Source organism: uncultured Eudoraea sp., assembly GCF_947260015.1.
Taxonomy (GTDB): domain Bacteria; phylum Bacteroidota; class Bacteroidia; order Flavobacteriales; family Flavobacteriaceae; genus Eudoraea.
This window is the reverse complement of the sequence record NZ_CAMYOM010000022.1, coordinates 1-15,794: the sequence shown is the minus strand read 5'-3', so window position 1 is coordinate 15,794 and position 15,794 is coordinate 1. Positions and strand designations below refer to the sequence as shown.

Sequence of the window (15,794 nt, the reverse complement as noted above, 5' to 3'; positions counted from 1 at the left end):
AAATTATTCTCCAAGTAATTTCTTCATTCTCATAAAACTTTCAGTATCTCCCAAAGCGCCATAAATATTCTTTAATTGTGTCATTACGCTTTGATTGTCAGGATTTACTTTCAGAGATTGTTCCAGGATTATGGCCGCTGTTCTGAACATGGCATCCTTTTCACTTTTTAATTCCTCATAACGTGCTATATCTGCCTTAGAATTTCCTAAAGTATTCATTTCATCTATTAAACCATTTCCCTGATCTACATAGGTCGTAGAGAGATTCAACTGAGCATTTACATAATTCGGATCTATCTCCAATGCCCTACTATATGCTTCCCTGGCCGCTTCAATATTCCCCTGTTCCATATTAATTACACCTATATTATATTGCAAATCCGCATTATCCGGTGCCATTTTAGCCGCTTCTGCCATAAGTTCTTTAAACTTATCCTTATCACCCAATTTGTAATATAAGTTAGCTTGATTCAAGACCAGGTTTACATCGTCAGGGTTGTTTGCTCTTGCATCAGAAAAAGCAGCAAGTGCTTTATCGTCGTCACCTAATTGAGAATAAATCAAAGCCATATTTTTAACTATTTCGGATTTCTTTGAAGGTGTTTTTTCATCTTTAGGACTGTTATATGTTCCTGATTTAACCATCAAATCTCTTTGTGTCTTTTCCATTTCTTCAACCTCGCCCGATTCAACATTGGTAGCTTTATAAACCATACCACTGCCATCATAATCGATTTTTCGCAATTCCTCATAATAACCAAGAGCTTCTTCGTAATCACCCCCACTTACGGCACTACTTGCAGCATAATACAAATAAATAGTGTCTTTTGGGCTTAGTGTATAACTTAAATAGAGCTTTTCAGAGGCTCCTTTGAAATCTTTATTGGTGTTATCCTCCACAGCAGAATTAACCAAATCGGCTGTTATTGATGTCAGTTGCTGATTTGTTTCAGCGGCATGTTTTCCTTTGTCACCTTCAAGGCTTAAGACCTTCTTAAAAGATGTAATTGCTTCATTATAAGCCTCATTATTACCTTTTTTGCCAAGATCAGCGTAGGTTTTTCCTCTAAGAAAATAATAGTTTGCCTGGGTTTTTTCATCAGCCCCGCTGATCATTCCCTGAATTCCGTCTAATGTTGCCTGCGCACTGGCTGCATCACCTGATTTTAAGGCTTTTTCAGCCGATTTCATTTCTGTTTTCTGTGAAAATCCGGCTAGTGCATAGCACATAGCTGCTATAATTAAAAGTTTCGTCTTCATTTTAAAATTGTATTAATTATTAGTGTTTATTTATTAATCCTTATCGGTTTCCGGATCATCAGTATCAAGAGCCGTGCCATCCTCTGTTTTTACCTCAATATCCATTATATCAACCTCCTCCAGACTATCTTCATCCTTCATTACTTTGGCTACGGCTGCTATGGAGTCGGTGTCTTTCAGGTTGATCAATTTTACACCTTGAGTGGCCCTGCCCATAGTCCGCAGGTCATCAACACTCATCCTAATAGCTATACCAGATTTATTTATAATCATTAAGTCATCAGAATCAGAAACATTTTTAATAGCCACCAGACCGCCGGTTTTATCGGTTATGGAGATGGTCTTCACACCTTTACCTCCTCTATTGGTAATTCTGTAATCATCGATGCTCGATCTTTTACCAAATCCATTCTCCGAGACTACCAATATTTCGTCATCAAAATTATTTACAGACAACATGCCTATTACCTCATCTTTTTCATCGGCCAATCTTATGCCACGGACACCAGAAGCATTACGGCCCATAGGTCTGGTCTTGCTTTCTTCAAACCTGATAGCCTTACCGGATTTAAGCCCAAGTAAAATCTGACTTGTACCAGTGGTTAGTTTGGCTTCTAATAATTCATCATCCTCTCTTATACTAATAGCAATAATACCATTTTGGCGTGGCCTGGAATACTGTTCCAATGAGGTTTTTTTAACTGTACCTTTTTTGGTAGCCATAATTACATAATGGCCATTCACATATTCTTCATCTTTTAAATCCCTGGTACAAATGAATGCTTTAACCTTATCATCCTGTTCAATATTTATCAGGTTTTGTATGGCCCTGCCTTTTGATGTTCGGCTACCTTCGGGAATTTCATAAACCCGCATCCAGAAACACTTTCCCTTTTGAGTAAAGAACAGCATGTATTGATGGTTTGTACCAACAAAAAGATGCTCCAGGAAATCCTCAGTCCTTGTGGATGAGGCTTTTTGCCCTACTCCTCCCCTGTTCTGTGTTTTATATTCACTTAACGGAGTCCTTTTTATGTAACCTGCATGCGAAATTGTAATTACTACCTGTTCGTCAGGTATCATATCCTCTATACTCAGGTCGCCCCCGGCAAAGTTTATTTCTGACCTTCTTGCATCCCCATAGCGTTCTTTTACATCAAGAAGTTCATCCTTTATGATCTGCATTCTGCGATCTTTATTAGCAAGAATGTCCTTTAAGTCGGCAATTGTCTTAATAATCTCATCGTATTCAGATCGCAATTTATCTTGTTCAAGACCTGTAAGCTGTCTCAGACGCATCTCTACAATCGCCTTGGCCTGAACTTCAGATAATTTAAATCTTTTAATGAGGTTATCTCTGGCATCTTCTGCATTTGAAGACGCTCTAATGATAGCGATAACTTCATCAATATTATCGGAGGCAATAATAAGTCCTTCCAATATATGAGCCCTGTCTTCAGCTTTTTTCAAATCAAAAGTGGTACGTCTTACAACCACTTCATGACGGTGCTCAACAAAATAATGAATGATCTCTTTTACATTAAGCATTTTTGGCCTTCCCTTTACCAGAGCAATATTATTTACGCTGAAGGACGACTGAAGTGCCGAATATTTGTATAATGTATTAAGGACAATATTTGGAATGGCATCCCTTTTAAGGATATATACAATGCGCATCCCCTTTCTATCAGACTCATCCCTAATAGATGATATACCTTCTATCTTTTTATCATTAACCAAATCGGCAGTTTTTTTAATCATGTCTGCCTTATTGACCTGATACGGAATCTCCGTAACAATGATACATTCCCTTCCCTGAACTTCTTCAAAAGTGGCCTTAGCTCTCATAACAACCCTGCCACGACCAGTATGAAAAGCTTCTTTTACACCATCGTAACCATATATGATTCCTCCGGTAGGAAAGTCGGGAGCTTTAATATGTGTTATTAACTCATCAATCTCTATATCATTATTCTCAATATAAGCGATGGTTCCATCTACCACCTCTGAAAGGTTGTGTGGAGCCATATTAGTTGCCATTCCTACTGCAATACCCGAGGCTCCATTTATCAATAAATTTGGTATCCTGGTAGGAAGAACTGTTGGTTCTTTAAGTGAATCATCAAAATTAAGTTGATGATCCACGGTGTCTTTATCAATATCTGCCAACATCTCATCCGCAATCTTGCGCATGCGGGCCTCAGTATATCTCATTGCAGCAGGACTATCGCCGTCTACAGATCCAAAATTACCCTGTCCGTCAATTAACATGTATCTCAGACTCCATTCCTGAGCCATCCTCACCATACTATCATAAACAGAGGTATCACCATGAGGGTGATATTTACCTAATACTTCCCCAACAATCCTTGCAGATTTTTTGTGGGAACTTGAAGACCGAACGCCTAAGTCGTGCATTCCGTATAAAACTCTCCTGTGAACCGGCTTTAGACCACGTGACACAATGACCGACATTGAGTAGTCAATGTAGGCTGATTTCATTTCATCTTCAATGTTGATAGGGATCAATTTTTCTCCTTCAGCCATATAAAAATCTTATTGCTTTATTGTAATTAAAATATCAGGCCAATATACGCAAAATCATAGCTTACAAAGCAAGTTCAAAGCAGTTTATTAAAGAATTTATTAACACAACCGGATAGCGATTTCGTTAATAATTAGCATGTTAATTTTTTTGTAAATCCGGGTTTTTTTCGTCATTTAGTCCAAGTTTGTCGAATATAGGTACGGTATTTGTCGTTCTTAAGAATAGATTTACTAATTTTATTACCGAATAAGAAAATTTTATGGATGATAATTTTTCACCTAGAGTAAAAGATGTAATTGCTTACAGTAAGGAAGAAGCATTAAGACTTGGCCATGATTTTATTGGTACCGAGCATTTAATGCTGGGATTGCTGCGCGATGGAAATGGAAAAGCAATTAGTATTCTGGATGCACTCGATGTGGATCTGGATCACTTAAGGCGCAAAGTGGAAATTTTGAGTCCGGCCAATCCAAATTCGGGAGGTGCACAAAAAGATAAAAAAAACCTTCATCTAACAAGACAGGCAGAACGTGCATTAAAAACCACCTTCCTGGAAGCGAAATTATTTCAAAGCTCTTCAATAAATACTGCACATTTATTATTGTGTATCCTAAGAAACGAAAACGATCCAACTACAAAATTACTTGATTATGATGGAGTGAAAGATCAGTTTAAATCAATGATCACCAGTGAAGATGATTATATTGATACTCCTACGTCAGAATCCTTTCCCAGTGATTCCGATGAACCTGCAGAAGGTAAGGAAGGATCTTTTGGAACAGCTTCCGGTCAAAAAGGAAGTAAAAAATCCAAAACACCTGTTTTGGATAATTTTGGAAGAGATTTAACCCGGCTCGCAGAAGATAACAAATTAGATCCTGTTGTTGGACGGGAGAAAGAAATTGAACGTGTTTCTCAGATACTAAGCAGAAGAAAGAAAAATAATCCACTTCTCATAGGAGAACCCGGTGTTGGTAAAAGTGCAATTGCCGAAGGATTGGCACTGAGAATTATTAACAAGAAGGTATCGCGTATCCTTTATAATAAGAGAGTAGTTACTTTGGATCTGGCTTCACTGGTTGCGGGTACAAAATATCGTGGACAGTTTGAAGAACGGATGAAAGCCGTTATGAACGAGTTGGAAAAGAATGATGAAGTAATTCTGTTTATAGATGAGATCCATACTATTGTCGGAGCAGGAGGCGCAACAGGTAGTTTGGATGCTTCAAATATGTTTAAGCCGGCTTTGGCAAGGGGAGAAATTCAATGTATTGGAGCAACTACACTGGATGAATACAGACAGTATATCGAAAAAGACGGTGCACTGGAAAGACGTTTCCAAAAAGTAATGGTGGAGCCAACCACAGTAGAGGAAACCATAGAAATATTAATGAATATTAAAGGGAAATACGAAGATCATCACAATGTAAATTATACCGATGAAGCCATAATCGCCTGTGTCAAGCTGACTAACAGGTATATGACGGACAGGTTTTTACCGGATAAGGCCATAGATGCTTTGGACGAATCTGGTTCGCGGGTACATATTATAAACATGGATGTTCCAAAACAAATTCTTGAATTGGAAAATCAATTGGAAGATGTGCGTGAATTGAAGAATAGCGTGGTTAAGAAGCAGCGCTATGAGGAAGCCGCTAAGCTTAGGGATGATGAAAAAAGGCTGGAAAAGGAACTGTCTATTGCACAGGAAAAGTGGGAAGAAGACAGTAAACTTCATCGCGAAACCGTTAGCGAAGAAAGTGTAGCTGATGTGGTGTCTATGATGAGCGGAATCCCTGTAAATAAAATAGCGCAGACAGAAAGCAATAAACTTGCTGAGTTGCCAAATCTCATTAAAGGGAATGTAGTTGGACAGGATGAAGCTGTTGCCAAAGTCGCCAAAGCCATTCAACGAAACAGGGCTGGTCTGAAAGATCCAAATAAACCTATAGGTTCATTCATTTTCCTCGGACAGACAGGGGTTGGTAAAACCCAATTAGCCAAGGTATTAGCACAGGAACTTTTTGATTCTGAAGATGCCTTGATTCGCGTTGATATGAGTGAGTATATGGAAAAATTTGCCATATCCAGATTGGTAGGTGCCCCTCCTGGTTATGTCGGTTACGAGGAAGGTGGGCAATTGACTGAAAAAGTTAGGCGCAAACCTTATTCTGTAATTCTTTTGGATGAAATTGAAAAAGCACATCCCGATGTTTTTAACATGTTACTTCAGGTATTGGATGATGGTTTTTTAACAGATAGTTTAGGTCGTAAAATTGATTTTAGAAATACGATCATTATAATGACATCGAATATTGGTGCCCGCCAACTTAAGGACTTTGGACAAGGTGTTGGTTTCGGAACAGCTGCAAAAAAATCGCAGGAGCATAATCACCATAAGAGTGTGATTGAAAATGCGCTTAAAAAAGCTTTTGCACCGGAGTTTCTGAACAGAATTGATGATGTTGTTGTATTTAATCCATTGGAGCGTAAACATATTCATAAGATTATCGATATTGAATTAGATAAGCTTTATGAAAGAATAAAGGATATTGGATACGTACTGAATTTAACTGATAAAGCAAAAGATTACATAGCAGATAAAGGTTTTGATAAGCAATACGGTGCCCGACCTTTAAAAAGAGCAATCCAGAAATATATTGAAGATGCCCTGGCGGAAGAAATTGTAAATTCAAAACTGGAAGAAGGGGATAGTATTTATATGGATTTGGATGAAAAGAAAGATGAACTGACTATTAAGATAAAAAAATCCAAGAAGGGCTCCAAAGCATAACAAAATGTAAGAATTTAGTTATAAAGGAATCAAGTAATTTGATTCCTTTTTTTATTTCCCTAGGTTACAACAAGTAAGAATAAGAATACAGTTTCAACCTGGTGTAAACCATATAAACGATAAATACGCTTTTGATCTAATATTTTTCGGAAACCTTGACCAAGCGAATACTTTCGTCTTAGACACACTAAACTATATGAAATGAAAGTCGGACCGGCTAAGAAAAAAATTATAGTTAAAGAATACAACTTAGACATTGGGACCGTTCAGGTTTTCAAAAATCATATGGTTGTAATCTTTGACGAAGGGGCAACACTTACCCTGGAAAGGGCTTATCAAATTATAGGAATTTCAGAGATACATTTCAGAGATACAAACTTTGGCATTATTAGTCTCAGAAAAAATTCTTATGCCGTTGATCCCACTATTTACAGCTATTTAAGGGAGTTAAAAAATCTTAAAGCATTTGCTATTGTTTCCGTTAAGGAAGTTGATATGCATAACTTTAAAATTGAAAAACTCTTCTACAAAAAACCAATGAAATTTTACATTGATTATAATAATGCACTTGCCTGGGTGCAAAGAAGAGTTAAAAGGAAGTAGGGAACTACTTCTCATTGGTTTCTTTTTCATCATCTGCAGGTGGTACATCAAAGAGATCAATATAAGCCGGGCCAATACCATTAATTATAGCTGTTGCTGTTAGCGCCTGATATCCTAAGTTTTCAATTGCTATATCTCCTGCCCTTCCGTGGAGGTATACTCCAAAAATAGCTGCTTTCAAAGGTTCATATTTCTGCGCAATTAATGATGTTATCACACCTGTTAGTACATCGCCGCTTCCTGCTGTAGCCATGCCTGGATTTCCCGTAGTATTTACATATCCTTTTTTATTATAGATCACTATAGTATGAGCATCTTTAAGTACCAGGATGCAGTCGTATTTTTTAGAGAATTCCCTGGCTTTTTGAAGTTTATCAAAATCATCCTCCCAACTTCCCAGTAAGCGCTTCAATTCTCCCGGATGGGGAGTAAGTATCGTTTTTGGAGGAAGCTTTTTTAATAGCGATTTATTCATGGCAATCATATTAATGCCATCAGCATCAATGACCATTGGACATTTAGTTATTCCTAAAAACTTTGTGAACGCTTCCAGTGTATTTTTTGCAGTTCCCATTCCAATTCCCACGCCTATTACATTGGGCTCTATGTTCAGAGAAATATTCGTGATTTCTTTTTCGCCTTGGTCTGTAATAACCATAACCTCAGGTAATGAACTTTGTATTGGTATATATCCGCATTGCGGTACATAAGCCGAAACCAATCCACTCCCAGAGGTTATGCAGGCCCTGGAAGTAAGGGAAACAGCACCAATTTTACCATAGCTGCCGCCAAGAATCAATGCATGCCCATATGTACCTTTATGTGAAAATTTTTCCCTTGGAAGGTAATATTTTAAAACCTCGTTTTTGCTAATAAGTTCAAAGGTGGCCTCGGTTTGTTCAATATATTTTTGAGACAAACCAATATTCAAAATTTCCCATTGATTGGAGAATATTCCGGTTTCCGGTAAGAAAAAAATAAGTTTAGGAAACTGAAAACTCAGAACATAATTAGCTCTCACCACCGCTTTTGAATTTTTGATGGCCTGATCTAAAAACAAACCCGACGGGACATCAACTGAAACGACAAAAGCGGCTGAATTATTAAGATGCTGTATAATCCTTTCAACCCATTGAGCCGGTGATCTGTTTAACCCAATCCCGAAAATAGCATCAATAATAATATCTTCAGGATCTAATGAAGGGAGTTCAGTATCCTGGTTAACAAAGTTTGGCCAAATCTTACGGTCCTTTAACCGTTCTAAATTGGTCAAAAAATCATGAGACCTTTTCTCGCTATAATTTACAACAAATACCTCAAAATTGTAACCATGTTCCCTTAAATGCCTGGCCAGAGCTAATCCATCGCCTCCGTTATTTCCAATCCCACAGAACAACTTAATTTTAACCTGAGCACCCTGTAACCTGTGATGTAGCCAGTTAAAAAGCTGCACGGACGCCCTTTCCATAAGCGCGTCACTAGTGATATTCTGATCTTCAATTGTGAATTGGTCGGCTGCGTATATTTGTTTGGCTGTAAATATCTTCATTTCCCTATTAAAGGTTAGATTTTTAGGATTCTATTATTTAGTGACATCTATTCTTGCTGCTAATTTCAAATTCTACTGTATATCAATGAATCACCCTAAATCGTGCTGTTTTTTGTAAAAATATTTGAAAAAAATTAACGACTTCGTAAAAATAGCATGAATTATTTGATAAGGGGTTCAAAAGTCCTACTTTTGAATCGTCATCATAGACATTATGAAAAGCATATCGGACATAAATAAAAGGGCCTCATCCCTTACTAACCGGCACCATTTTGCTGCTAGCATCAACACTACTACCCCATAGGGGTAAGATTCTACATATACGTCCGTATCCATTTATATTCAGTAACAACACCTGTATAAATCAAGCAATTAACAAAATAGTATAATGAAAGTATTAAAATTTGGAGGTACTTCAGTAGCCAATGCTCAACATATAAAGCAGGTTCAGAATATTGTCAAAAATTTAGATGCAAATAAGATTGTGGTTGTGGTTTCGGCTCTGGGCGGTATTACAGATTTACTCTTAAAAACAGTTGATCTGGCATCAAATCATGATGAAACCTATAAAGACTGTCTCAGGGAAATAGAAGACCGGCATATTAAAACGATCAAAGAACTCATTCCAATTCAATTACAAAGTGCTATTTTGAGTAAGGTAAAAAGTGAACTGAACACACTGGAAACGCTGGCAGAGGGAGCATTCCTAATTGCAGAAAAGACCCCTCAGTTATCGGACAAGATTGTGAGTTTCGGTGAACTTTTATCGTCCTACATTATTAGTGAATTCTTTATCTCAGAAGGCATGAATGCGACTTTTAAGGATAGCAGAGAGCTCATCCAAACTGACGACACCTATGGAAAGGCTGTAGTGGATTTTGAAAATACTAATAAAAAATGCAAAGCTTATTTTTCAAATACAAAAAACAAAATAACTGTCATTCCCGGATTTATTTCTTCATCAGCCAAAGGTAATCCCACTACCTTAGGCAGAGGCGGTTCTGATTATTCTGCGGCTGTAGTGGCCGGGGCAATAGATGCAGAAGAATTACAGATATGGACCGATGTTAGTGGAATGTACACGGCTAATCCAAGGATCGTTAAACAGGCCAAAGCAATTCCGCTAATCTCTTATGAAGAGGCTATGGAATTATCCCATTTTGGAGCCAAAGTACTGTATCCACCTACAATACATCCTGTACTTTCCAAAAACATACCCATTCTTATTAAAAATACTTTTGCTCCTGAAGAGGCTGGTACCTTAATAGCCAAAAGTGAAAATGTCCCGGGTAAATCTGTTAGGGGTATCAGTAATGTTGGACAAATTACACTGTTATCTCTGGAAGGACCTGGAATGATAGGAATTCCCGGTATCTCAAAACGATTTTTTGAAGTCCTTTCCCAGGCGGGTATTAGTGTTGTACTTATTACCCAGGCATCCTCAGAACATTCAATTTGTGTTGGCATATCGGATGCAGATGCAGCTATTGCCGAATCACTCGTAAATAAAGCTTTTGAATATGAAATAAGCTCACATAAAATAAAACCGGTTTTGGTGGAAAGTGAGCTCGCCATAATTGCTTTGGTAGGAGATAACATGAAAAGCCATCAAGGGTTAAGCGGTAAAATGTTTAGTGCTTTAGGTAAAAACAATGTAAATATCAGAGCCATAGCACAAGGGGCTTCAGAAAGGAATATTTCCGCAGTCATAAAAAAAGATGATGTAAAAAAAGCCCTTAATACTTTACACGAAGAGTTTTTCGAGGAAAATATTAAGCAATTGAACATCTATGTAATGGGTGTTGGAAATGTGGGCTCCAGATTTATCAAACAAATCCAAAACCAGAAAAAATACCTCAAAGAAATCCTAAAATTAAATCCAAGGGTAATTGGATTATCTAATTCCAGGACTATGATCTTTGATGAAGATGGTATTCCATTGGAAAATTGGGATGAGCTTTTAGCAAAAGGCAAAAAAGCCGATAGAAAAGTGTTTTTTAATACCATTCTGGAGAATAACCATCGCAATAGTATTTTTGTTGATAATACAGCTAGTGAAACTATAGCTAATTCTTATGCCGATTATTTAAAGCAGAGTATTTCAATAGTTACCTGTAATAAAATTGCATGTTCTTCCAACTACGAAAAATATAATGACCTGAAAGAACTTTCAAGGGAATACAATGCACCTTTTCTGTTTGAAACGAATGTGGGAGCAGGATTACCGATAATAGATACTTTAAAACATTTGATAGCTTCGGGAGATAAAATTAATAAAATACAAGCCGTACTTTCCGGCAGCCTTAACTTTGTCTTTAATAATTTTAATGACAAGACCACCTTTCATGATGTTGTAAAAAGGGCACAGGAAGAAGGTTATACCGAACCGGACCCTAAAATAGATCTCAGTGGTGTTGATGTTATGCGTAAGATTTTAATATTGGCAAGAGAAAGTGGTTATGTACTTGACATTGAAGACATAAAGAACAACTCATTTTTACCGGAAGAAAGTCTGGCTACAATCAACAATGATGAATTTTACGCTTCACTAACTGCCCACGAGAAGTCGTTTCAGCAATTATATGAAAATGCAGTATCTTCTGAAAGTAAGCTTAAATATGTTGCGGAATTTGAGAATGGTAAAGCAAGTGTTGGCTTAGAACTGATTCCCAAAGGTCATGACTTTTATAATTTGGAAGGAAGCGACAATATTGTTCTTTTTTATACAGAAAGATACCCCAACCAGCCAATGATCATAAAAGGAGCCGGGGCCGGGGCCGAGGTTACTGCATCCGGAATTTTTGCAGATATTATTAGAATAGGAAATTTTTAATCAAATGAATAGTATTAAAGTCTTTTGTCCGGCTACAATAGCTAATATCTCGTGTGGATTTGACGTCCTTGGTTTAGCATTAGATGCAATCGGGGATGAAATGATAGTACATAAGACAAAACAACCGGGTATTAAAATTTCTAAAATAACTGGTGAGTCGCTCCCCTTAGAAACTATGAATAACGTAGCCGGTGTTGCCGGATTAGCCTTATTGGAAGAAAGTGAATATTCTGGTGGATTTGAGATAGAAATACATAAAAAGATAAAGGCCGGAAGTGGTATTGGAAGTAGTGCGGCAAGTGCGGCAGGAGCTGTATGGGCTATGAATGAACTTCTTGAGAAACCATTTTCACCAATTGAGCTGGTAAAATTTGCTATGCAAGGCGAGGCATTAGCCAGCGGCGTAGCGCATGCGGATAATGTAGCACCCGCATTATTTGGTGGATTTACCCTTGTGCGCAGTTATGAACCTCTGGATATTATTAAAATAAACACTCCTCCTGATCTGTATGCTACGGTTATCCATCCACAGATTGAAGTAAAGACATCAGATTCAAGGAAAATACTCAAGACCTCAATTTCTTTAAAAGACGGGATAAAACAATGGGGGAATGTTGGCGGGCTTATATCCGGACTTTTCCTTGAAGATTATGAACTAATTGGCAGGTCTTTAGTAGACCATATCGTAGAACCAATCCGCTCGATGTTAATACCCGGTTTCAGTGAAGTAAAATCAGCAACCATTAAAGCGGGGGCTCTTGGCAGTGGTATTTCGGGTTCCGGTCCTTCCATTTTCGCTTTGAGTAAAGGTAAGGAAACTGCAGAAAATGTGGCGAATGCTATGAGAGATGTATATATAAATATTGGTGTGGACTATGATGTATATGTCTCTAAAATAAATACCAGAGGAATGCATAAATTATAATTTTGACTTTTACTTCCATAAAACCGGCAAATGAAATTTTTTAGTCTAAATAAAGAAGCTGCGGATGTTTCCTTTAAAGAAGCTGTAATTAAGGGAATAGCTCCCGATAAGGGATTATATTTTCCACGGGAAATAAAACCGCTATCTGCTTCTTTTTTTGAAAATATTGAAGATCTGACAGATCATGAAATCGCTTTTAAGGCAATAGAACAATTTGTAAGTGAAAGCATTCCGGAAAATAAACTAAAAGAGATCATCAATAGCGTGCTTGATTTTCCTTTTCCGGTAATTGAATTGGAAAATAATGTAGCAACTTTAGAACTTTTTCATGGGCCCACCATGGCATTCAAGGATGTAGGAGCCAGATTTATGGCACATTGCCTTGAATATTTCTCAGAGGATCACAGTAGTGAAGTAACTGTTCTTGTAGCCACTTCCGGAGATACGGGTGGCGCAGTAGCTAACGGTTTTTTAGGTGTTAAAGGCGTTAAGGTGGTTATTTTATATCCAGGTGGTAAAGTCAGTGATATCCAGGAACGGCAATTAACCACTTTGGGGCAGAATATAACCGCCCTTGAGGTTAATGGGAACTTTGATGATTGCCAGAATATGGTAAAAACTGCCTTTTTAGATTCGGAATTGAAATCAGAAATGCAATTAACTTCTGCCAATTCAATAAATGTGGCCAGATGGCTACCCCAAATGTTCTATTTTTTGTTTACGTATAAAAAACTTAAAAATAAGGGTCGGTCTATTGTTTTCTCTGTTCCAAGTGGCAATTTTGGGAATATCTGTGCCGGAATGATTGCACAAAAACTAGGCTTGCCGGTTGCACATTTTATTGCTTCAACAAATGTAAATGATACGGTACCACAATATATGCTCACGCAAGAGTATTCTCCTAAAATTTCCAAAGCTACCATATCTAATGCAATGGATGTAGGAGATCCAAGTAATTTTATCAGGATCCGTCATTTATTCGAGAATGATTTTGAAAACTTATCCAAAAATATTTCCTCCTACTCCTTTACTGATAAGGAGACAAGGGAGGCCTTATTGAAAATATACAATGATTACTCATATGTGGCTGACCCGCATGGAGCAGTAGGCTATTTGGGTTTAAAGAAGTATCAAAAAACCAATTCCGATATTTATGGTGTTTTCCTGGAGACAGCACATCCCGTAAAATTTTTGGATGTCGTGGAAGAAACCATCGGGAAAAAAATTGATCTTCCTGAAAAGATTGCCAAAATGATGACCAAAAAGAAAAATAAAATTCAGATTTCAACTTATGAAGAACTGAAGAAATATCTTTTGGCTACCTAAAAAATTCTTTTTTGTAATATTATTTTCTTTCATGTGGTAGGGGCTGAGAATTTGACTACAAGCATAACATACTATTCGCTACTAGCAAAAACATCAATAAAATATTACTCAATCCAACCCGGGTAAAGTAAAACTATCCAATACACTTGGCATTGCCATGGTCTTTTCTATATCCTGTGTAGTACGCGGTGCCATACCTGAAAGATTTATTGGTCCATTTTTGGTGATCAGAATATCATCCTCGATCCGTACGGCTATTCCCCACCATTTTTTATCACAATTACTGCCTTCAGGAATATATATTCCGGGTTCAACCGTTATAACAGTATTTTCTTGGAATGGACCATAAGTACCTTTATCATGCACATCCAATCCTAAATAATGTGAAGTCCCATGGGGAAAATAGGTCTTGATCTCGCTTGGAGATGAAATGAGACCCAGTTCAACCAAACCTTCAGCCACCACTTCTGAAGCGGCCTCATTTGGCGCCTGAAAGGGTGCTCCAACGACACTAGCCTTTATTCCAGCCTCTTGAGCATTGTAGACGATATCATAAATTAATTTCTGTTCTTTTGTGAATTTCCCATTGGCGGGAATTGTTCGGGTAACATCTGCCGTATATCCATGATATTCTGCACCGAGGTCCATTAACACAAGCTCATTACCCACTTTCTGTTTGTTATTTTCAATGTAATGCAGAATACAACCGTTATTGCCTCCTCCAACAATGGAAGGGTAGCCCTCATATTCGGCCCCATACTTTTTGTAGACGTATTCATGAATCCCCTGTATTTCTGTTTCACTCATATTAGGACGCATTGCCTTCATCACTTCCAATTGGCCAACTGCAGATATTTCAACTGCCTTTTTTAATAAAACCATTTCCTCAGCAGTCTTGGTTTCCCTAAGGCTATTCATAATTTCAGCCAAAAGAAAGGAATTTAAATTATTGGATTTCATTTCCAGCGAAACCTTGTCCTGTATCTCTTTACGTTTGTCATTGTCTTTTGCATCAACATATCCCGCTAATAAATTATCAGATTTTAAATCTTCATAATAATTCAGGTACCTCCCCAATGTTTGAGCTACATTGGCACTATTTTCAATTTCTGTGGAAGTAATCATACTATAGATCTGCTGCCTGGTTGCGTTATAATCCGAAGGATAATCTATTTTAATTTTAAATGTTTTAATCAAATCAAATAAATCGGCATTATTCCTGGTATCCCTGTAATCATTCTTGAAATCAAAGAATAAAATTTTGTCAAAACCCTCAAAATCAATATTGGATTTTTGAAATTCACTTCCATTAAAGACCATTTCAAACCCCAATTGTTCCTTTGTACCTTCCACCCCTAAGCGTTTCCCGTTCCATTGCTCCGCCCTTCGATTTTTTTCCTGGACATAAATAATTTCATTATAGACTTTTCCTTCAGCTGTTTTGTGGTCTTCCGAAAAAAGAACCAGTACAGCATTGGGTTCTTTATACCCGGTTAAATAATAAAAATCCGGATCTTGATGATAGATATAATCCACGTCATTAGACCTGTTCCTTTCTGCATTAGAGAAAAATACAGCCACGCTGTTGGGTGGCATCAAACTACGCGCCTTAGCCCTTCTCTCTTTGTGAAAATCAGCCGACAAATAATCAGTAGGCTTATCTTGTGCAGATAGCACTATTAAAGAAAAACAAAGAAGAAAGAAGGTTGTCATTTTCATTTGATGCAATTTTAAAGGCTTTAAATTAAATAATTTATTTGGTTTCTTAGCCTGAAAAGTCGTAAAACAAGACCCTTTAGCCCCGAATCTTTATATTAACAGTATTTTATATAAAACAATGAAAAACCACTCTAGCCTAGTTATTAATTTTCTATAAATTTGCGCAGCTAAAATTGACGAAATATGAAGAATACAGCCCTAACTATGACCCATGAAGCACTTGGAGCCAAAATGGTT

The 15,794-nt window shown here is 37.4% G+C and carries 9 protein-coding genes; 5 read left to right on the top strand and 4 right to left on the bottom strand.

Annotation, left to right across the window (positions count from 1 at the left end; translation table 11 throughout):
* Positions 1-3: 3 nt before the first annotated feature.
* Both Q0X66_RS10405 and gyrA read right to left on the bottom strand, forming a co-directional pair.
* Positions 4-1,260 (bottom strand): tetratricopeptide repeat protein, encoded by a 1,257-nt coding sequence (locus Q0X66_RS10405; protein WP_297706065.1) that lies wholly within the window; start codon positions 1,258-1,260, stop codon positions 4-6.
* A gap of 33 nt (positions 1,261-1,293) precedes the next feature.
* The gene (gyrA, locus tag Q0X66_RS10400; protein WP_297706063.1) at positions 1,294-3,807 is read right to left on the bottom strand and encodes a DNA gyrase subunit A; all 2,514 of its coding nucleotides are present in this window, start codon (positions 3,805-3,807) and stop codon (positions 1,294-1,296) included.
* 260 nt (positions 3,808-4,067) lie between these two features.
* Between gyrA and Q0X66_RS10395 the strand changes: the two genes are divergently transcribed.
* Both Q0X66_RS10395 and Q0X66_RS10390 read left to right on the top strand, forming a co-directional pair.
* Positions 4,068-6,602, top strand: coding sequence for an ATP-dependent Clp protease ATP-binding subunit (locus tag Q0X66_RS10395; RefSeq protein ID WP_297706061.1), 2,535 nt, complete (start codon positions 4,068-4,070; stop codon positions 6,600-6,602).
* Positions 6,603-6,803: 201 nt separating this feature from the next.
* Entirely contained in the window at positions 6,804-7,205 is a 402-nt protein-coding gene (locus Q0X66_RS10390) for an STAS/SEC14 domain-containing protein (protein WP_297706059.1), read from the top strand.
* A gap of 4 nt (positions 7,206-7,209) precedes the next feature.
* On the opposite strand, the gene Q0X66_RS10385 is transcribed toward Q0X66_RS10390, so the two are convergent.
* Positions 7,210-8,754 (bottom strand): NAD(P)H-hydrate dehydratase, encoded by a 1,545-nt coding sequence (locus Q0X66_RS10385; protein ID WP_297706057.1) that lies wholly within the window; start codon positions 8,752-8,754, stop codon positions 7,210-7,212.
* A gap of 388 nt (positions 8,755-9,142) precedes the next feature.
* Between Q0X66_RS10385 and thrA the strand changes: the two genes are divergently transcribed.
* From thrA to thrC, 3 genes are read left to right on the top strand one after another with little or no spacing between them, the layout of a single operon-like run.
* Positions 9,143-11,587, top strand: coding sequence for a bifunctional aspartate kinase/homoserine dehydrogenase I (thrA, locus tag Q0X66_RS10380; RefSeq protein ID WP_297706055.1), 2,445 nt, complete (start codon positions 9,143-9,145; stop codon positions 11,585-11,587).
* A gap of 4 nt (positions 11,588-11,591) precedes the next feature.
* The gene (locus Q0X66_RS10375; protein WP_297706053.1) at positions 11,592-12,512 is read left to right on the top strand and encodes a homoserine kinase; all 921 of its coding nucleotides are present in this window, start codon (positions 11,592-11,594) and stop codon (positions 12,510-12,512) included.
* Positions 12,513-12,542: 30 nt separating this feature from the next.
* Positions 12,543-13,838, top strand: a complete 1,296-nt coding sequence (thrC, locus tag Q0X66_RS10370) for a threonine synthase (RefSeq protein ID WP_297706051.1) — start codon at positions 12,543-12,545, stop codon at positions 13,836-13,838.
* A 108-nt stretch (positions 13,839-13,946) separates the two neighbouring features.
* Here thrC and Q0X66_RS10365 read toward each other — a convergent pair whose 3' ends face one another.
* Positions 13,947-15,551 (bottom strand): aminopeptidase P family protein, encoded by a 1,605-nt coding sequence (locus Q0X66_RS10365; protein WP_297706095.1) that lies wholly within the window; start codon positions 15,549-15,551, stop codon positions 13,947-13,949.
* Positions 15,552-15,794 lie beyond the last annotated feature (243 nt).

Coding starts and splice junctions, on each gene's coding strand:
- Q0X66_RS10375 (WP_297706053.1), top strand. CDS start 11,592: ATGAATAGTATTAAAGTCTTTTGTCCGGCTACAATAGCTAATATCTCG.
- Q0X66_RS10385 (WP_297706057.1), bottom strand. CDS start 8,754: ATGAAGATATTTACAGCCAAACAAATATACGCAGCCGACCAATTCACA.
- Q0X66_RS10395 (WP_297706061.1), top strand. CDS start 4,068: ATGGATGATAATTTTTCACCTAGAGTAAAAGATGTAATTGCTTACAGT.
- thrC (WP_297706051.1), top strand. CDS start 12,543: ATGAAATTTTTTAGTCTAAATAAAGAAGCTGCGGATGTTTCCTTTAAA.
- Q0X66_RS10405 (WP_297706065.1), bottom strand. CDS start 1,260: ATGAAGACGAAACTTTTAATTATAGCAGCTATGTGCTATGCACTAGCC.
- gyrA (WP_297706063.1), bottom strand. CDS start 3,807: ATGGCTGAAGGAGAAAAATTGATCCCTATCAACATTGAAGATGAAATG.
- Q0X66_RS10365 (WP_297706095.1), bottom strand. CDS start 15,551: ATGACAACCTTCTTTCTTCTTTGTTTTTCTTTAATAGTGCTATCTGCA.
- Q0X66_RS10390 (WP_297706059.1), top strand. CDS start 6,804: ATGAAAGTCGGACCGGCTAAGAAAAAAATTATAGTTAAAGAATACAAC.
- thrA (WP_297706055.1), top strand. CDS start 9,143: ATGAAAGTATTAAAATTTGGAGGTACTTCAGTAGCCAATGCTCAACAT.